The sequence below is a fragment of the Pseudomonas muyukensis genome (genome assembly GCF_019139535.1).
Taxonomy (GTDB): Bacteria; Pseudomonadota; Gammaproteobacteria; order Pseudomonadales; family Pseudomonadaceae; genus Aquipseudomonas; species Aquipseudomonas muyukensis.
Genome location: NZ_CP077073.1, coordinates 3061550 through 3079077, shown reverse-complemented (window position 1 = coordinate 3079077; position 17528 = coordinate 3061550). Strand labels below are relative to the sequence as shown.

15 protein-coding genes are annotated in these 17528 nt (G+C 66.7%); 8 read left to right on the top strand and 7 right to left on the bottom strand.

What is annotated here, in order from left to right; translation table 11 throughout:
• Window positions 1-5: 5 nt before the first annotated feature.
• Window positions 6-1322, bottom strand: a complete 1317-nt coding sequence (locus tag KSS95_RS14070; RefSeq protein ID WP_217847686.1) for an MFS transporter — start codon at window positions 1320-1322, stop codon at window positions 6-8.
• A 246-nt stretch (window positions 1323-1568) separates the two neighbouring features.
• Here KSS95_RS14070 and KSS95_RS14065 point away from each other — a divergent pair, with 246 nt between their 5' ends.
• The 6 genes from KSS95_RS14065 (at window position 1569) to KSS95_RS14040 (ending at window position 10272) form a co-directional block, all read left to right on the top strand.
• The gene (locus KSS95_RS14065; protein WP_217847685.1) at window positions 1569-2426 is read left to right on the top strand and encodes a LysR substrate-binding domain-containing protein; all 858 of its coding nucleotides are present in this window, start codon (window positions 1569-1571) and stop codon (window positions 2424-2426) included.
• Between the two features lie 437 nt (window positions 2427-2863).
• On the top strand, window positions 2864-3673 hold the full coding sequence (locus tag KSS95_RS14060) for a gamma-glutamyl-gamma-aminobutyrate hydrolase family protein (protein WP_217847684.1): 810 nt from the start codon (window positions 2864-2866) through the stop codon (window positions 3671-3673).
• A gap of 901 nt (window positions 3674-4574) precedes the next feature.
• Complete coding sequence (gene kdgD / locus KSS95_RS14055; RefSeq protein ID WP_217847683.1) at window positions 4575-5492, top strand: 5-dehydro-4-deoxyglucarate dehydratase; 918 nt, start codon at window positions 4575-4577, stop codon at window positions 5490-5492.
• Between the two features lie 103 nt (window positions 5493-5595).
• The gene (locus KSS95_RS14050) at window positions 5596-6945 is read left to right on the top strand and encodes an MFS transporter (RefSeq protein WP_217847682.1); all 1350 of its coding nucleotides are present in this window, start codon (window positions 5596-5598) and stop codon (window positions 6943-6945) included.
• A 77-nt stretch (window positions 6946-7022) separates the two neighbouring features.
• Window positions 7023-8576 (top strand): galactarate dehydratase, encoded by a 1554-nt coding sequence (gene garD, locus KSS95_RS14045; RefSeq protein ID WP_217847681.1) that lies wholly within the window; start codon window positions 7023-7025, stop codon window positions 8574-8576.
• A 115-nt stretch (window positions 8577-8691) separates the two neighbouring features.
• Window positions 8692-10272 carry an aldehyde dehydrogenase (NADP(+)) gene (locus KSS95_RS14040; RefSeq protein WP_217847680.1) on the top strand — a complete coding sequence of 527 codons (1581 nt, stop codon included), beginning with the start codon at window positions 8692-8694 and terminating at the stop codon, window positions 10270-10272.
• Window positions 10273-10400: 128 nt separating this feature from the next.
• Here the strand turns inward: KSS95_RS14040 and KSS95_RS14035 are convergent, their stop codons facing one another.
• Together KSS95_RS14035 and KSS95_RS14030 are read right to left on the bottom strand one after the other, a co-directional pair.
• Window positions 10401-11150: a FadR/GntR family transcriptional regulator gene (locus KSS95_RS14035; RefSeq protein WP_217847679.1), complete on the bottom strand. Its 750-nt coding sequence runs from the start codon at window positions 11148-11150 to the stop codon at window positions 10401-10403.
• 79 nt (window positions 11151-11229) lie between these two features.
• Complete coding sequence (locus KSS95_RS14030; RefSeq protein ID WP_217847678.1) at window positions 11230-11997, bottom strand: AraC family transcriptional regulator; 768 nt, start codon at window positions 11995-11997, stop codon at window positions 11230-11232.
• A 108-nt stretch (window positions 11998-12105) separates the two neighbouring features.
• Between KSS95_RS14030 and KSS95_RS14025 the strand changes: the two genes are divergently transcribed.
• Both KSS95_RS14025 and KSS95_RS14020 read left to right on the top strand, forming a co-directional pair.
• Window positions 12106-12918, top strand: coding sequence for a sulfite exporter TauE/SafE family protein (locus KSS95_RS14025; RefSeq protein ID WP_217847677.1), 813 nt, complete (start codon window positions 12106-12108; stop codon window positions 12916-12918).
• Between the two features lie 112 nt (window positions 12919-13030).
• Window positions 13031-13360 carry a hypothetical protein gene (locus KSS95_RS14020; RefSeq protein WP_217847676.1) on the top strand — a complete coding sequence of 110 codons (330 nt, stop codon included), beginning with the start codon at window positions 13031-13033 and terminating at the stop codon, window positions 13358-13360.
• Window positions 13361-13488: 128 nt separating this feature from the next.
• On the opposite strand, the gene KSS95_RS14015 is transcribed toward KSS95_RS14020, so the two are convergent.
• From KSS95_RS14015 to KSS95_RS14000, 4 genes are read right to left on the bottom strand one after another with little or no spacing between them, the layout of a single operon-like run.
• Window positions 13489-14808 (bottom strand): cytochrome c, encoded by a 1320-nt coding sequence (locus KSS95_RS14015; protein WP_217847675.1) that lies wholly within the window; start codon window positions 14806-14808, stop codon window positions 13489-13491.
• An 11-nt stretch (window positions 14809-14819) separates the two neighbouring features.
• Complete coding sequence (locus KSS95_RS14010; protein WP_437179613.1) at window positions 14820-16595, bottom strand: GMC family oxidoreductase; 1776 nt, start codon at window positions 16593-16595, stop codon at window positions 14820-14822.
• Window positions 16596-16606: 11 nt separating this feature from the next.
• Complete coding sequence (locus KSS95_RS14005; protein ID WP_217847673.1) at window positions 16607-17353, bottom strand: gluconate 2-dehydrogenase subunit 3 family protein; 747 nt, start codon at window positions 17351-17353, stop codon at window positions 16607-16609.
• Between the two features lie 19 nt (window positions 17354-17372).
• Complete coding sequence (locus tag KSS95_RS14000; protein WP_217847672.1) at window positions 17373-17528, bottom strand: hypothetical protein; 156 nt, start codon at window positions 17526-17528, stop codon at window positions 17373-17375.

The window sequence follows — 17528 nt, the reverse complement described above, 5'->3', positions numbered from 1 at the left end:
TTCCTTTAGGTACGCAGTGGCTTGATCGCCATGCTGGTATTGGGCGCCACGTCATTGGCCTGCGCGGTGGATGCAGGACGACTGTTCCAGTGCGGCAGCAGCACCAGGGCGGAGAACAGCGCGGTGCCGGCGAAGACGATGAACACCGTGACGCTGTCGAAGTAGCCCGGCAGCAGGCCGCCGAGCACCGCGCCCACCGAGCCGCAGCCGTTGACGAAGCCCGCGGCGGTGGCACCGGCCTTGGCCGTGCCGAAGTCGATGGCGGCGGCGCCGCTGATCATCGAGTCCGGGCCATACAGGGTCAGGCCCATGACGAACAACAGCGCCACCACCAGCACCACGCTACCGCTGTGCATCGCCGCCATGAAACCGGCCAGGGTCAGGGTCAGCAGCACCAGGCTGATCACGCAGGCCGGCATGCGCCGGGCACCGAACAGCTTGTCCGAAGCCAGGCCGATGAGGATCGGCCCGAGCAGCCCGGCCAGCTCGAACGCGGTGGGGATGATCGCCGCGCCAACCTTGCCCACCGTGGGCATCTGTTCGAAGACGATCACCGGGCCCCATAGCAGGATGGCGTAGCGCGCCGGCTTGAGCATGAAGTAGGCCAGCCCCAGGGTGAGTACCGTGCGGTTGCGCAGGATCTCGCGCAATGGCGCCCAGACGCTGCACAGGTTGCCCGCCGGTGCCATGCTCTGTGGCTCGGGTTCCACCGCCGGCAGGCCGACGTCCTCGGGCTTGTTGCGCTGGAAGATGAAGAACAGCACGGCCACCGCGGCCACCACCACGGCGCTGGAGAAAAACGCCGCATGCCAGCTGCCGACCAGGGTGTAGGCCCACCAGCCGGCGAATGGCGAGGCGACCAGGCCGCCGAAGGCGTAGCACGAACTCCACAGCCCCAGCACCCGCCCGCGTTGCACCGCCGGGAAGAAACTGCCGATGTTCTTGCACAACCCCGCCCAGCCGGTGGACTGGGCCAGGCCCTGGATCAGCATGCAGGTGGCGAAGATCGGGAAAGTCGCGTAGCTGCCCATCACCACGGCGGCGGCGGCCGAGATCAGCAACCCGCCCAGCACCACCACCCGTGGCCCGAAGCGATCGGCGAGCATGCCCCAGGTGAACTGGCCCACCGCGTAGGCGGCCAGATAAATGGCGTCGAGGTTGGCCATGGCGGCCTTGTCGAGCATGAAGCCAGGGTCTTCGGCGATGCCCAGCTTGGCCACCGAAAAAGCCTTGCGAGTGAAGTAGAAGGCGGCGTACGCCAGCCAGGTGATGGCGAAGATCTGCATGCGCCAGCGCTTGATGGCGCCCAGGGACTGATTCATGTGACTCTGACCTCTTGCGTGAGTGTGCCGGCAGAATGTGAAGAAACGCCTGTCTTGTTGTTGTGTTGCGCACTGCGTGACGGAGGGACGTCACTTGGTCAGATGGCGGGGGTGCCGCCATGGCCGACATGCCGCTGCTCGTGGCAGAGGCGTCGGGTTGAAATACATGGAAACAGCTGCTGACTGATAAATAAAATCGATTTATCGTATTTCACACATAAGCCGAACTTGTAACCGGAGTCCTCGATGTCGGTCTCGCACGCTCAACTCAAGGCCTTTCACGCCGTTGCCGAACAGGGCAGCTTCACCCGTGCGGCGCAAAAGCTGTTCCTCACCCAGCCGGCGGTGTCCGACCAGGTGCGCAAGCTCGAGGAACGCTTCGGGGTGTTGCTGTTCCACCGCAACAAGCGTTCGGTGCAACTGACCGACCTGGGCGAGCGCCTGCTGGGGGTGACCCAGCGCCTGTTCGCCTGCGAGACCGAGGCTGTGGAGTTGCTGCAGGACTCCCGGGCCTTGCACACCGGCAGCCTGACCTTGGCGGTGGATGCGCCGGTGCATGTGCTGCCGCAGGTGGCGCGGTTCTGCCAGCGTTACCCGGGCATCCAGGTGAAGATCGAGACGGGCAACACCGATGAATCGCTGGCGCGGTTGTTCAGCTACCAGGCCGACCTGGCGCTGCTCGGGCGTGATGTCGATGATGAACGGCTGCACTGCGTGCCCATCCGTCGTGACCCGATGGTGGCGTTTGTCTCGCACCAGCATCCCTGGGCCAGCCGCGGCTCGATCAACCTCGCGGACCTGGACGACACGCCGTTGGTGCTGCGCGAGCCGGGGTCGGTGACGCGCCAGACCCTGGAAGAGGAAATGCAGCGAGCAGGGTTGCGGATTCGACCGGCGATCCAGGTCGAAGGCCGTGAAGCCGCGCGCGAGGCGGTGGTGGTGGGGATCGGCGTGGGGGTGGTGTCGGCGGCGGAGTTCGGGGCCGATGCGCGGGTGTGCGCGTTGCCGATTGTCGATTGCCAGCGGCATTTGACCGAAACGCTGGTTTGCCTGAGGGAGCAGCGGATGCGGCGGGTGGTGGCGACGTTTCTGGAGATGGTTTGAGAGGGTGGGTGTTCGCCGTTAGTTATGCAGCGCCCTTGAGATCGAGCGCCGCCCGCGCGGCGCTCGATCTCAAGGGCGCTGCATCGCTAACGGCGAACAGCTCGCGGCCCCCGCCAAGACATGGCCCTTACAACCTCTGCCGACACGATCATTGCAGCGACGCAAAGACCCGACTGCGTCGTTAAATATTATTGACCTCAGCCCCTGCCAAACCCTTGCCGGCAAAGGCCGCGCCAGCCCCCAGCCCCCGAAAACCGCCGCCTTGGCGCCCCGCCACTCGTTTGACATATCGAACGGCTCTGGCAAGCTATGAGCCAGGCCCCGACCGATATCGCCCGCCAGGCGAGCCGGCAGTGCTCGGGGCTTCAGGCAGCACTCAAGGCCCCGGCCGTGCGCCTGCACAACAACGACAGGCATGACCTGTCCCAAGGTGACATATGTCCAACAGCAACATTGGCAACAAGCAACCCTCCCTGCGCAAACCCGTCGTCCTGATGACCATGGGCAGCCAAGAGCGCAAAGGCCATGACTATCAGGTCATGACCCACAAATACATCACCCCGCTGGTCGATTTCGCAGGTTGCGTCCCGGTCCTGGTGCCCACCTGCTGCGGCGTCGAGGACCTCCAGACCTACCTCGACATGGCCGACGGCGTGTACCTGACCGGCGCCGGCAGCAACATTGACCCGGCGCTGTACGGCCAGGAAAACCAGACCCCGGGCAAAGGCCAGGACCAGAACCGCGACCTGTTCGACATCCCCCTGGTCAAGGCCGCGATCAAGCGCGGCCTGCCGATCTTCGGCATCTGCCGCGGCATGCAGGAAATCAACGTGGCCCTGGGCGGCGACATCTACCAGAAGGTCTACGCCGAGCCTGGCTTCAACGACCACCGGGAAAACCCCGAAGATCCGGTCGAGGTGCAATACGCCCAGGTACATAGCGTGAAGATCAAGCCGGGCAGCTGGCTGCGCGAAACCCTGGGCAGTGACCAGATCCGCGTCAACTCGCTGCACGGCCAGGGCCTGCGCAACCTGGGTGCCGGCATCGAGCCGATCGCCCATGCCGAAGACGGCCTGGTCGAAGCCATCCACGCCCCGAGCCTTTCGCCCTTCCTGTTCGCGGTGCAGTGGCACCCAGAGTGGCAGGCAGCGAACAACCCAGACTCGATCAAGATGTTCCAGGCCTTTGGCGACGCCTGCCGCGCCCAGGTGCGCAAGTCCCAGGTCAAGCAGCACCAGGCTGCCTGAGCCACTGAAGCTTCGTTAGCTTTGATCGCGGGGCGGCGCAAGGCCGCCCCCGTTTGCCACGGTCACCCTCTGCTGGTCCCAGAACACATCCCGTGACAGACGGGCGGCGGGCTTGTGCCTGTCTCCGCGATCCTTTTTCCCGCATAAGACATACGACAACACCATTGGTTGGCCTCGCACCCTGTTCGCGCCGGACGTCTCGCCCCCTGTAGGAGCGGCCTTGTGTCGCGAAAGGGCCGCAGAGCGGCCCCGACGATCTTGGCGTCCAGGCGTGAATCCTGGGGCCGCTGCGCAGCCCTTTCGCGACACAAGGCCGCTCCTACAGGGACCGGGGAAACTTCCCCTGCGCAAATTTCCTGATGCAGAGGGCTAGCCAGGTCACTCGTTGTACGATAATTGGTCGGCCTCGCACCCTGTTCGCGCCGGACGTATCGCCCCCTGTAGGAGCGGCCTTGTGTCGCGAAAGGGCCGCAGGTCTTGGCGTCCAGGCGTGAATCCTGGGGCCGCTGCGCAGCCCATTCGCGACACAAGGCCGCTCCTACAAGGACCGGGGAAACTTCTCCTGCGCAAATTTCCTGTTGCAGAGGGCTAGCCAGGTCACTCGTTGTACGATAATTGGTTGGCCTCGCACCCTGTTCGCGCCGGACGTATCGCCCCCTGTAGGAGCGGCCTTGTGTCGCGAAAGGGCCGCAGAGCGGCCCCGGCGATCTTGGCGTCCAGGCATGAATCCTGGGGCCGCTGCGCAGCCCATTCGCGACACAAGGCCGCTCCTACAGGGACCGGGGAAACTTCCCCTGCGCAAATTTCCTGATGCAGAGGGCTAGTCATGCCGGTAGTTGTACGATAACTTACCTCTCACCTTGGTTCCCCTCCCTCCAAGCGCCACAGGATGCCTACAACAATGAATCCACAAGAACTGCAATCCATCCTCTCCCACGGCCTGCTGTCGTTCCCCGTCACCGACTTCGACGCGGCCGGCGACTTCAACCCCGCCGGCTACATCAAGCGCCTGGAATGGCTCGCCCCCTACGGCGCCAGCGCGCTGTTCGCCGCCGGTGGCACCGGCGAGTTCTTCTCCCTGGCCGCCAGCGAGTACAGCCAGGTGATCAAGACCGCGGTCGACACCTGCGCCAGCTCGGTGCCGATCCTCGCCGGGGTCGGCGGCGCGACCCGCCAGGCCATCGAGTACGCCAAAGAGGCCGAGCGCCTGGGCGCCAAGGGCCTGCTGCTACTGCCCCACTACCTCACCGAAGCCAGCCAGGACGGTGTCGCCGCCCATGTCGAGGCGGTGTGCAAGGCGGTCAAAATCGGCGTGGTGGTGTACAACCGCAACGTCTGCCGGCTCAACGCCGACCTGCTCGAACAGCTCGCCGAGCGTTGCCCCAACCTGATCGGCTACAAGGATGGCCTGGGTGATATCGAGCTGATGGTGTCGATTCGTCGGCGCCTGGGCGAGCGCTTCAGCTACCTGGGTGGCTTGCCCACCGCCGAGGTGTATGCTGCGGCGTACAAGGCCCTGGGCGTGCCGGTGTACTCCTCGGCGGTGTTCAACTTCGTCCCCAGGACCGCGATGGACTTCTACCACGCCATCGCCCGCGACGACCACGCCACCGTGGCTCGCTTGATCGACGACTTCTTCCTGCCGTACCTGGACATCCGCAACCGCAAGGCCGGCTACGCCGTGAGCATCGTCAAGGCCGGGGCCAGGCTCGCCGGCTACGACGCAGGCCCGGTGCGCACGCCACTGACCGACCTGAGCGCGCAGGAGTACCAAATGCTCGCCGCGCTGATGGACAAGATGGGCCCGCAAACCCTGTAACACGGCCCGGGGCGCTTGCCGTACAGCGCCCCGGCCACGCGCCCTGCCCAGGCGCACCACACCCCAACGCCCCGCACAAAAATAACTAGTGGGAGTAACCAGCATGCAAGCGACGAAAAAGACGCATGTACGCTACCTGATCCTGTTGATGCTGTTCCTGGTGACCACCATCAACTACGCCGACCGCGCCACCATCGCCATCGCCGGCTCCAGCCTGCAGAAGGACCTGGGCATCGACGCGGTCACCCTCGGCTACATCTTCTCCGCCTTCGGCTGGGCCTACGTGGCCGGGCAGATCCCCGGCGGCTGGCTGCTCGACCGCTTCGGCTCGAAGAACGTCTACGCCTTCAGCATCTTCACCTGGTCGCTGTTCACCCTGCTGCAGGGCTTCGTCGGCGGCATGCCGGTGGCCTGGGCAGTGGTCACGCTGTTCGCCCTGCGCTTTCTGGTCGGCTTCGCCGAGGCGCCGTCGTTCCCCGGCAACGCCCGGATCGTCGCCGCCTGGTTCCCCACCCAGGAACGCGGCACCGCCTCGGCGATCTTCAACTCGGCGCAGTACTTCGCCACCGCGCTGTTCGCCCCGATCATGGGCTGGATCGTCTTCAGCTTTGGCTGGGAACACGTGTTCATCGTCATGGGCGCGTTGGGCATCCTGTTCTCGATGGTATGGCTCAAGACCCTCTACAACCCGCGCCAGCACCCGCGCATCAGCCCCGCCGAACTCGACCACATCGAACGCAACGGCGGCCTGGTGGACATGGACCAGAAGCGCGGCAACGACGGCCCGAAATGGGGCTACATCAAGCAGTTGCTGACCAGCCGCATGCTGCTGGGCGTCTACCTGGGCCAGTACTGCATCAACGCCATCACCTACTTCTTCCTCACCTGGTTCCCGGTGTACCTGGTGCAGGAGCGCGGCATGACCATCCTCAAGGCCGGCTTCATCGCCTCGCTGCCGGCGGTGTGCGGCTTCATCGGCGGCGTGCTCGGCGGTGTGCTGTCGGACTGGCTGCTGCGCCGTGGCAATTCGCTGACCTTCTCGCGCAAGCTGCCGATCGTCTGCGGCCTGCTGCTGTCCACCACCATGGTGTTCTGCAACTACGTCGAGGCCGAGTGGATGGTGGTCGGCTTCATGACCCTGGCGTTCTTCGGCAAGGGCATCGGCGCCCTGGGCTGGGCGGTGGTCGCCGACACCTCGCCCAAGCAGATCGCCGGCCTGTCGGGCGGGCTGTTCAACACCTTCGGCAACATCGCCTCGATCACCACGCCGATCGTCATCGGCTACATCATCAGCGCCACCGGCTCGTTCAAGTGGGCCCTGGTGTACGTGGGTGCCAATGCCCTGGTGGCCGTGTTCAGCTACCTGGTGATCGTCGGGCCGATCAAGCGCATCGAGCTCAAGGAACCGCCCAAGGGTGAACCTGCGCCCCGCGCCGAACTGGCACGCCAGTAAGCCAAGCACAGCCGCGCCCCTTGCCGGGCGCGGCTCACAGAACCAAGCCTGAACGTAACGACAAGAAGGGCCTGACCATGCAGTTGATCGAACATTCCGCCTCGCCCCGCTACGTGCGCCTGCACGACGACGACAACGTCGTGGTGGTGGTCAATGACGGCGGCCTGGGCGAAGGCGCCCGCTTCGCCGACGGCCTGACCCTGGTCGAAGGCGTGCCGCAGAGCCACAAGGTGGCCACCCTCGATATCCAGCGTGGGCAACCGGTGCGCCGCTACGGCCAGGTCATCGGCTACGCCTTGCAGGACCTGCGCCAGGGCAGCTGGGTCAAGGAAGATCAACTACAGATGCCGGCCGCCCCCGCGCTCGACAGCCTGCCGCGCTGCAACGCCGTGCCTGCCGCCCTGCCGCCGCTGGAGGGGCTCAGCTTCGAGGGCTACCGCAACGCCGACGGTACCGTCGGCACCCGCAACATCCTGGGCATCACCACCACCGTGCAATGCGTGACCGGCGTGCTCGACCACGCGGTCAAGCGCATTCGCGAGGAACTGCTGCCCAAGTATCCCAACGTCGACGACGTGGTCGCCCTCACCCATAGCTACGGCTGCGGCGTGGCGATCAATGCCCGCGACGCCTACATCCCGATCCGCACCGTGCGCAACCTGGCGCGCAACCCCAACCTCGGCGGCGAGGCACTGGTGATCAGCCTGGGCTGCGAAAAGCTCCAGGCCGGCCAGGTGATGCACGCGGGCGACCCCTCGGTAGACCTGGCCGAGCCCTGGCTGTACCGCCTGCAGGACGCCTCGCTGGGCTTCGGCGAGATGATCGAGCAGATCATGGCCCTGGCCGAGACCCGCCTGAAAAAGCTCGACCAGCGCCGCCGCGAGACCGTGCCGGCCAGCGAACTGATCCTCGGCATGCAGTGCGGCGGCAGCGACGCCTTCTCCGGCATCACCGCCAACCCGGCGCTGGGCTATGCCGCCGACCTGCTGGTGCGCGCCGGCGCGACGGTGCTGTTCTCGGAAGTCACCGAGGTGCGCGATGCCATCTACATGCTCACCTCCCGCGCCGAAACGCCGGAGGTCGCCGAAGCATTGGTGCGCGAGATGGACTGGTACGACCGCTACCTGCAGCAGGGCGCCGCCGATCGCAGCGCCAACACCACGCCGGGCAACAAGAAAGGCGGCCTGTCCAACATCGTCGAAAAAGCCCTGGGCTCGATCGTCAAGTCCGGCAACGGCGCGATCCAGGGCGTGCTCGGGCCCGGCGAGCGGGTAACGCGCAAGGGCCTGATCTTCTGCGCCACTCCGGCCAGCGACTTCGTCTGCGGCACCTTGCAGCTGGCGGCTGGTATGAACCTGCATGTGTTCACCACTGGCCGCGGCACGCCCTACGGCCTGGCCATGGCGCCGGTGGTCAAGGTGTGCACGCGCAGCGAGCTGGCCCAGCGCTGGCCGGATCTCATCGACATCGACGCCGGGCGCATCGCCAGCGGCCGGGCGAGCATCGAGGAACTGGGCTGGGAGCTGCTGCGCTACTACCTCGACGTGGCCAGCGGCCGCCAACGGACCTGGGCCGAAAAACACCGGCTGCACAACGACATCACCTTGTTCAATCCAGCCCCCATTACCTGACGCCTTGCCCCTGCAGGAGCCGGCCTTGCCGGCGAACAGCGCCGCCAACCAAGCTGGCGCCTTCGCCGGCAAGGCCGGCTCCTACAGGCTTATTCCCTCGACAGGAGCATGTCTGATGCCTGAAATCCTCGGCCACAACTTCATCGCCGGCGCGCGCAGCGCCGCCGGCCCGCAACGCCTGCAAAGCCTCGATGCCAGCAGCGGCGAAGCCTTGCCCTACAGCTTCGCCCAGGCCACCGAAGGCGAAGTCGACCGCGCCGCGCGCGCCGCCGCCGACGCCTTCGGCGCCTATCGCCAATTGTCGCCGCTGCGCCGTGCCGAATTCCTCGAGGCCATCGCCGCCGAACTGGATGAGCTCGACGACCATTTCATCGCCATCGTCTGCCGCGAAACCGCCCTGCCCAGCGCCCGCATCCAGGGCGAACGCGGGCGCACCAGCGGGCAGATGCGCCTGTTCGCCCAGGTGCTGCGCCGCGGCGACTTCCTTGGCGCGCGCATCGACCTGGCGCTGCCCGAGCGCCAGCCACTGCCGCGGGTGGATATCCGCCAGATGCGCATCGGCGTGGGCCCGGTGGCGGTATTCGGCGCCAGCAACTTCCCCCTGGCGTTCTCCACCGCCGGAGGCGACACCGCCGCCGCCCTGGCCGCCGGTTGCCCGGTGGTGTTCAAGGCCCACAGCGGCCATATGGCCAGCGCCGACCTGGTCGCCTGCGCGATCCTGCGCGCCGCCGAGCGCACAGGCATGCCCAAGGGCGTGTTCAACATGGTCTTCGGCGGCGGGGTCGGCGAGTGGCTGGTCAAGCATCCGGCCATCCAGGCGGTCGGCTTCACCGGCTCGCTCAAGGGCGGCGATGCCTTGTGCCGCATGGCCGCCGAGCGAGCGCAGCCGATCCCGGTGTTCGCCGAAATGTCGAGCATCAACCCGGTGATCGTCCTGCCGGGGGCCCTGGCCAAGCGCGGCAGCGCCATCGCCCAGGAACTGGCAGGCTCGGTGTGCCTGGGTGGCGGTCAGTTCTGCACCAACCCGGGGATGGTCATCGGCCTGCGCTCGCAGGGCTTCAGCCAACTGCTGGACGCGCTCGGCCAACACCTGCAGCAACAGCCCGGGCAAACCCTGCTCAATGCCGGCGGCCTGCGCAGCTACAGCGCCGGCCTGGAACACCTGCAGGCGCATGCCGGCATCGCGCACCTGGCCGGCCAGCCACAAGCCGGCCAGCAGGCCCGCGCCCAGCTGTTCAAGGCTGATGCGCGGCTGCTGGTGGAATCCGATCCGCTGCTGCAGGAAGAAGTGTTCGGCCCTGCCACCGTGGCCGTCGAGGTCGCCGACCAGGATCAGTTGCGCGCCGCCCTGCTCGGCTTGCGCGGCCAGCTCACCGCCACGCTGATCGGCGAGCCGGACGACCTGCAGGCCTTCGCCTGGCTGGTGCCGTTGCTGGAGGAAAAGGTCGGACGCATCCTGGTCAACGGCTACCCGACCGGCGTCGAGGTGTGCGAGGCCATGGTCCATGGCGGGCCTTACCCGGCCACCTCCGATCCCCGCGGCACCTCGGTGGGCACCCTGGCGATCGACCGCTTCCTGCGGCCGGTGTGCTACCAGAACTACCCACAGGCGCTGTTGCCCGAGGCCCTGCGTGACGGCAACCCGCTGGGCCTGCGGCGCTTGGTCAATGGCCAGTGGCGCGAGGGGGCGATCTGAACGCCCACTCGAGCGCGCCAACCCGGGCCCCGTAGGCGCCAGCCTTGCTGGCGCACCCGGCAACCGGGTGGCTGGCCGGCAACAGGGCTGGGCGATCGGCTACCGGACCCGAGCCGGCACAACGTGCATCAACCCTCTTGCGCCTCGGCCTCGGCATGGGCCTGGCGCAGCCGCTCGCGGCTGTTGCTCAGGTGCATGCGCATGGCCATCTTCGCCCCTTCGCTGTCACCCCGGGCGATGGCTTCGTAGATCGCCTCGTGCTCGTGCATCAACCGACTCATGTAATGGGCCTGGTCGTCATGGGCCAGGCGCGCCGAGTTGAGCCGGGTCCGCGGGATGATGCTGGTGCCCAGGTGATGGAGGATGTCGGCGAAGTAGTGATTGCCGCTGGCCTGGGCGATGCACAGGTGGAACTGGAAGTCCGCCGACACCGCGTCCGAGGCATGGGCCGCGCCTTCGTTGAGCTCGTCCAAAGCCGCGCGCATGCCCGCCAGTTGCTCGTCGCTGCGGCGCTGAGCGGCCAGGCCCGCGGACTCGATCTCCAGGGCAATGCGCAACTCCAGCACCGCCAGCACCTCGCGCAGGGTGACGATGGTCGCCGGGTCGATGCGAAAGCCTGCACCGCTCGGCGTGTCCAGCACGAAAGTGCCGATGCCGTGGCGGGTCTCCACCTGGCCGGCGGCCTGCAGCCGCGAGATGGCTTCGCGCACCACGGTGCGGCTGACCCCTTCCTCGGCCATGATCTGCGATTCGGTCGGCAGCTTGTCACCGCGCTTGAGCTGGCCGCTGCGAATGCGCTCGGTCAGCACCGTGACCAGTTCCTGCGCCAGGCTGCGTGGTTTGCGCCGGGTCCGTGCCTGTTGCTGCTGCTCTGTCATGCCCTGTGCATCTGGTTGCGAAAGACAGGCGTGATGATAGCGCAAGCAGTTGTACGATCACATACATCGTCGAGGGTTTTCACAGGCCTTGACGCACGCTGGATGGCGACTGCCCCAGCACTTGCCGATAGCGGCTTGAGAACGCGCTGGGGCTGTCGTAGCCCAGGTCCAGGGCGATCGCGGTCACCGCATCGCCCGCCGCCAAGCGGGTCACCGCGGCCATCAGGCAGGCCTGCTGGCGCCACTGGCCGAACGCCAGCCCGGTCTGCTCGCGAAAGCGCCGGCTGAAGGTTCGCGGGCTCATGTTCAGCGCCCTCGCCCAAGCCTCGGGGCGCACGGTGATACTGGGCTTGGCCAGCAACGCCTGGCACAAGCGCGCCAGCGCCGGCTCCGCCGGCATCGGCGCGAACAGCGGCAGGCGCCGGGCGCTGCCCAGTTCGAGCAAGATCAAGTCGAGCAACAGCCCATCGCGCCCCTGGGTCTGGTAGAGCGCCGGGACCTCGGCACTGGCCAACAACAACTGGTGCAGCAAGGGCCCCACCTGCAACGCCTCGCAGGCGCTCCCCGCGCGCGGTCGCGCTGCTGGCTCGATGTACAGGCTGCGCGTGCTGGCCCCGCGCATGCGCACCTGGTGCGGCTTGCCAGGCGGGATCCACACCCCGCTGTAGGGCGGTATGACCCAGGCGCCGTCGTCGGTCTGCACCTCCATCAAACCGCTCATGGCATACAGGAACTGCGCGCGGCGATGGACATGCCGTGGCAACAGGGTGTCGGGCGGGTAGTCGGTGGCGATGGCCAGTACCGCACGCGGGGTGGCATCGACGTCGGACAACGGGATATTGCGCATCGCGATGGACTCTGGCCGAAAACCGATGATTATTGGCCAATTCACGAGAGCAGGCCAGCCTGGCCCCCTCGTACGCTGGCAGCCCGCCCTCTGTGAAAGGTCCCCGCCATGTTCTATCCCCTGCTCGGCGTGTTCGGCCTGTGCGCCGGCGTCACCACCCTGCTGTTCGGCTTCGGCGGCGGTTTTTTCGCCGTGCCGCTGCTTTATGCACTGCTGCTGGCCAGCCACGGCGCCGGCTCCAGCGTGGCCGAGCACGCCATGCAGATGGCCGTGGCCACCTCGGCCACGGTGATGATCTTCAGCAGCGCCCTGGCAACCTGGCGCCATCATCGCGCTGGCAGCCTGCGCTGGGACCTGGTGCGGCCACTCGCCCCGGCCATCGCCCTGGGTGCGCTGCTGGGGGCCTGGGCCGCGCTGTACGTGACCAGTGCCTGGTTGCGCTGGCTGTTCATCGCTTACCTGGCGCTGAGCCTGCTCGATGCCTGGTTGCGTCCCGGCTTCGTCCGCGCCGGGCGCCGCCCGCTGAATGAGTTGAGCGGCACCTGCGCGCGCCTGGTCGGCCTGCCCATCGGCGCCCTGGCCGCCTTGCTGGGGGTAGGCGGCAGCGTGCTGACCGTGCCGCTGATGCGCCGCCGCGGCGCCAGCATGCGCACCGCCACGGCCATGGCCAACCCGTTGTCGTTGCCCATGGCGCTGGCGGCGACGCTGGTGTATGCATTGGTGCCGGCGGCCAGCCTCGATCTTGGGGCGGGCGTGCTGGGCTTCGTCGACCTGCGCGCCGCGTTGGCGATGACTGTCGGTGCCTGGCTTGGCATGCACCTGGCAGCGCCGCTGCTTGGGCGGATTTCCGATACGGCGCACGCCCGGGCCTACCTGGGGTTGTTGGCGGGGGTGCTGCTGGTGATGCTGGGTATGGGGTGAGCGCCTGGAGGCCTCACGCTACCGCACAACGCCCCTGACAGCAAAGTGCTGGCCCCCTGCCGCACAATCCAAAGGCAAACTTCGTTTTCCTTCAGACGCTTAGGAAAGCAACATGCGGCTATTTCTAGCAACCGTGACCAGCTGCCTACTGGCCACCAGCGCTTTTGGCGCCCAGGCTCGGGCCCTGAGCCAGAACGAACGCCAAGTGTGCGGCTGGGGCGCGCAGATCGCCGCCGAGGCGCAACAGGCCAAGCTTTCCGGCGTCACCCTGTACGCCACCCGCAAGAAGCTGCAGGTGCGCAAGTTCGCCAAGCCGTGGATGCGCATGACCGCATTCGGCATTACCGAACAGACCTACAACAGCCGCTCGCGGCTCAAGCCCGCAGCGATCAAGCAGACGTACTACGAGCAGTGCGCGCAGCATGCTGTCGCCAAGCGATAAATGATTAAAAATCAGATAGTTATATGGTTTTTTTAAAGTTATTTAGAGGTTAAGGACCTGGAGCGGGCTTGCCCCGCGATTGCGCAAGGGCTGCAATCGCCGGCAAACCCGCCCCCACAGTCCGCCGATCAAGGCTCGGCGATACCCGTGGTATCACCAATCAGCGACTCGGCCTTGAGCGGCAACGGCGCGGCCTTGCGCAACCCCGCCACCTGCCCCGCACTCACCCATGGCGCCTGGTTGCCCCAGCTGCTGCGAATGAAGTTCACCACATCGGCCACCTGCTGATCCGCCAAGCGCCAGCCGAAGCCCGGCATGCTGAAGGTCGAGGGCGCCGTCGCCGTAGCCGGCAAGGTCGCGCCTTGCAGCACGATATGGATCAACGACGTGGCATCCTGCCCCTGCACCACCGGGTTGCCCGCGAGTGCCGGGAACACCCGCGCATAACCCTGGCCGTCGCTGCGGTGGCACGCCCCGCAGTTGTCCACGTACAACGCCGCGCCAGGCTTGCCGTCGTCACCCTGCCACAGCGCCTTGGCCACCGCAGGGTCGGCCTGGAACGGCTGATCGTCGGCGTTCACCGCCGGCAGCGTCTTCAGGTAGCGGGCAATGGCCGTGAGGTCGGCATCGCTCATGTACTGCATGCTGTGCTCGACCACGTCGCTCATGCCGCCGAACACCGCCGTGCGCTCGTTGCGCCCGGTCTTGAGGAAGGCGACGATCTGCGCTTCATTCCAACTGCCCAGGCCATCCTTGTGGTCACCGCGCAGGCTCTTGGCGATCCAACCTTCAAGCGGCGCGCTGCCCGCCAGGAATGCCTCACCCTCGCCAGCCTCCAGGGCCTTCTCCTGCATGCTGACCGCCCGGGGGGTATGGCAAGCGCCACAGTGCCCCAGGCCCTCCACCAGGTAGGCGCCGCGCGCCACCAGCGGGTCGCGCCCGCCAGCCTCGAACGGCTTCACCTCGGGGGCGAACAAGCCACGCCAGAACGCCAGCGGCCAGCGCATGCTCAACGGCCAGGGGATGTCGCTGTCCCGGTTCTGCTGCGCCACCGGCTGCACGCCGTGCATGAAGTAGGCATACAGCGCCTGCATGTCCTGGTCGCTGACCCGCGCATAGGACGGATACGGCATCGCCGGGTACAGCGTGCTGCCGTCCTTGCCGATGCCCTGGCGCACGGCGCGTTCGAAATCCTCGTAGCGGTAGTTGCCGATACCCGTGGCATCGGGGGTGATGTTGGTCGAGTACAGGGTGCCGATGGGTGTCTGCATGGGCAGCCCGCCGGCGAACGGCTTGCCGCCCTTGGCGGTGTGGCAGGCCACGCAGTCACCGGCACGGGCCAGGTATTCACCCTGCCTGACCAGCGCCGGGTCGACGCTTTCGGCGGCGTGCAACAGCGTGCTCGCACCCAGGCCGAGCATGGCGATGAACAGTGTCTTGAGCTTCATGACCGGCCTCCTCATGCCTGCACCAATGGGCCGGGGTTCTTCAGGTAGCGCTCGCGGATCGCCCGCGCCGACCAGTAGGTCAGCGCCGCCACCAGCCCGGTGGGGTTGTAGCCAAGGCCCTGGGGGAAGGCCGAGGCGCCGGGGACGAACACGTTATGCACGTCCCAGCATTGCAGGTAGCGGTTCAGCGCGCTGGTCTGAGGGTCGGTGCCCATGATCGCGCCGCCGTTGAGGTGGGTGGTCTGGTAGCTGGACGCATCGAAATGCTGGCCGAAGGCCTTTTTGCCGGCGCTGATCGCCTTGGGCCCCATGGCCTCGGCGATCTTGCCCATGCGCTCGACCATGAAGCGGTTCATCTTCACGTCGTTGTCCTTCCAGTCGAAGGTCATGCGCAACAGTGGCTGGCCGTAGGCGTCCTTGTACACCGGGTCCAGGTCCAGGTAGTTGTCGCGGTACGACTGGTGCGCACCGTGGGCGTCCATCGACAGCATGTGCCGGTAGCTGTCGGCCACCGCGGCCTTCCAGGCGCTGCCCCATTTCGGCGTGCCCGGCGGCGTCTTGGTGCCGGAGATCGGCTTGGCGCCGGCCTGGTTGACCCAGAATGGCGAGCCACCGACGAAGCCATGGGGGCCATGGTCGAAGTTGTCGGCGTTGAAGTCATCCACCGCCACGCCATTGCCGCCAGCACCGATGAACGGGTTGGTGTGGTGGCTGTCGCGGTCGAAGAACGCCGTCACCGTGGAAATGTTCTGGTAGGCGAAGTTGCGCCCCACCACCCCTTGGTTGCTGATCGGGTCGTAGGGCTTGCCGATGCCGGAGAGCAGCATCAGGCGCACGTTGTTGTACTGGAACGCGCCGAGGATCACCAGGTCGGCCGGCTGCTCGATCTCGCGCCCCTGGCTGTCGACGTAGGTGACGCCGGTGGCCAGGCGCTTGTCGGCGCTGAGATTGACCCGCAGCACATGGGCGTTGTTGCGCAGCTCGAAGTTCGGCACCTGGCGCAGCGCCGGGAGGATGTTCACGTTGGGCGAGGCCTTGGAATACATGTAGCAGGCGTAGCCGCTGCAATAGCCACAGAAGTTGCACGGCCCCATCTGCGCGCCGTAGGGGTTGGTATAAGGCCCGGAAGTATTGGCCGATGGCAGGTTGTAGGGGTGGTAGCCGACCTCCCGGGCCGCCTTTTCGAACAACTGCGCCGACACGGTGTTGTTCTGCGCCACCAGCGGGAAATCGCTGGAGCGGTCGGCGGCGAACGGGTTGCCGCCCTTGTCGCGGCCTACCACCTGGCCATTGATCGACCAGGCCGTGCCGGAAGTGCCGAAGACCTTCTCGGCGTAATCGAAGTACGGCTCCAGTTCTTCGTAGCTGACGCCGAAGTCCTGGATGGTCATGCCCTCGGGGATGAAGGCCTTGCCGTAGCGCTCCTCGTAGTGGCTGCGCAGGCGCAGCTCCACCGGGTCGACGCGAAAGTGCACGCCGGACCAGTGCAACCCGGCGCCGCCAGTACCGGTGCCAGGCAGGAAGGCGCCGAACTGGCGGTACGGCACGGCCACGTCGTTGACGCTGTGGCGCAGGGTCACGGTCTCGCGGGAGATGTCCATGAACAGCTTCTTGCGCGAGTTGTAGGTCAGCTCGTCCATGGTCTGCGGGTAGACGCCGTCCGGGTAGGTGTCACGGGCCGGGCCACGCTCCAGGGCGAGCACCTGCAGGCCGGCCTCGGTGAGTTCCTTGGCCATGATCGCCCCGGCCCAGCCGAACCCGACGATGACCACATCGACTTTTTTCATCTGGCTCATGCTCACCCCCGCTCGCCGCTGATCGAGACCGGCGGGAACGGATAGCGTTCGTCACGCTCCACCCAGTCCATGAAATCGGCGCGGGCGCCGGGGAAGCCGACCAGTTTCCAACCGGCCAGGCCCTGGTTGCCACCGTGCAGCGGGTCGCTGAAGAAGCCCTCGCGGGTGTTCAGCCAGAGCATGTTGAAGAAGGTCGCCGGCGGCACCGCGGTGAAGGCGGCCTGGCCGTTGTCCAGGGCCTCCAGGGTTTGCTGCTGGCGCGCCGCATCGAGCTGGGCGAAGCCCCTGCCCCATTGCGCCTGGCACCAGGCGTCGGTCTCGGCGATGCCCAGGCGGTAGATTTCCTGAGGGCTGAGCTTGAGCTGGTAGCCCAGCTCGCTGGGGGCATCGGGGTGGAACGGCCCCTGCATGTACCACAGCCCACCGCTGCCGTAACGGGTGTTGAGCTGGCGGTCGATGAACTCGGGCACGCCGGCCTCGGCGGCGCCCGGGCCCAGCGCGTCGCGGGGGATCAGCAGCGCCACGGCGGCGCTGACGAAGGCCCATTCCTGGGCGCTGAAGAATGTCGGCTGGTAAGCCCGGGCCGGCGTCGGGCTGGCGGGTTCACTGGCTTGGGGGGTGGCGCTGTCGGCGAGCACTGCGCTGCCCATGCCCGAACTGGCGAGGGTCGCCAGCGGGATCAGGGTCAGGGACTTGCGCAGGAACGCTCGTCGCGCCGGTTGCACGGAGGCGGGATGGTCCTTGGACATGAGGATGTCTCTCTGTTGATCAGGTCATACGGGAATCGTCGCCCTTTTCGCCGATGAAGATCTCGCCGGCCGCGCAAGACAGCGCTGTCTTGCGCAGCCGGCCTTGAATTGCCAAGGGGTCGCAGTGCGACCCCGGGATCTCGAACCAGACAAAGGCTGTTGTTTTGGTAGACAT

Bases quoted from the DNA above. Each gene is read 5' to 3' on its own strand.
- KSS95_RS14070 (WP_217847686.1), bottom strand. From the start codon at position 1,322: ATGAATCAGTCCCTGGGCGCCATCAAGCGCTGGCGCATGCAGATCTTC.
- KSS95_RS14065 (WP_217847685.1), top strand. From the start codon at position 1,569: ATGTCGGTCTCGCACGCTCAACTCAAGGCCTTTCACGCCGTTGCCGAA.
- KSS95_RS14060 (WP_217847684.1), top strand. From the start codon at position 2,864: ATGTCCAACAGCAACATTGGCAACAAGCAACCCTCCCTGCGCAAACCC.
- kdgD (WP_217847683.1), top strand. From the start codon at position 4,575: ATGAATCCACAAGAACTGCAATCCATCCTCTCCCACGGCCTGCTGTCG.
- KSS95_RS14050 (WP_217847682.1), top strand. From the start codon at position 5,596: ATGCAAGCGACGAAAAAGACGCATGTACGCTACCTGATCCTGTTGATG.
- garD (WP_217847681.1), top strand. From the start codon at position 7,023: ATGCAGTTGATCGAACATTCCGCCTCGCCCCGCTACGTGCGCCTGCAC.
- KSS95_RS14040 (WP_217847680.1), top strand. From the start codon at position 8,692: ATGCCTGAAATCCTCGGCCACAACTTCATCGCCGGCGCGCGCAGCGCC.
- KSS95_RS14035 (WP_217847679.1), bottom strand. From the start codon at position 11,150: ATGACAGAGCAGCAGCAACAGGCACGGACCCGGCGCAAACCACGCAGC.
- KSS95_RS14030 (WP_217847678.1), bottom strand. From the start codon at position 11,997: ATGCGCAATATCCCGTTGTCCGACGTCGATGCCACCCCGCGTGCGGTA.
- KSS95_RS14025 (WP_217847677.1), top strand. From the start codon at position 12,106: ATGTTCTATCCCCTGCTCGGCGTGTTCGGCCTGTGCGCCGGCGTCACC.
- KSS95_RS14020 (WP_217847676.1), top strand. From the start codon at position 13,031: ATGCGGCTATTTCTAGCAACCGTGACCAGCTGCCTACTGGCCACCAGC.
- KSS95_RS14015 (WP_217847675.1), bottom strand. From the start codon at position 14,808: ATGAAGCTCAAGACACTGTTCATCGCCATGCTCGGCCTGGGTGCGAGC.
- KSS95_RS14010 (WP_437179613.1), bottom strand. From the start codon at position 16,595: ATGAAAAAAGTCGATGTGGTCATCGTCGGGTTCGGCTGGGCCGGGGCG.
- KSS95_RS14005 (WP_217847673.1), bottom strand. From the start codon at position 17,353: ATGTCCAAGGACCATCCCGCCTCCGTGCAACCGGCGCGACGAGCGTTC.
- KSS95_RS14000 (WP_217847672.1), bottom strand. From the start codon at position 17,528: ATGTCTACCAAAACAACAGCCTTTGTCTGGTTCGAGATCCCGGGGTCG.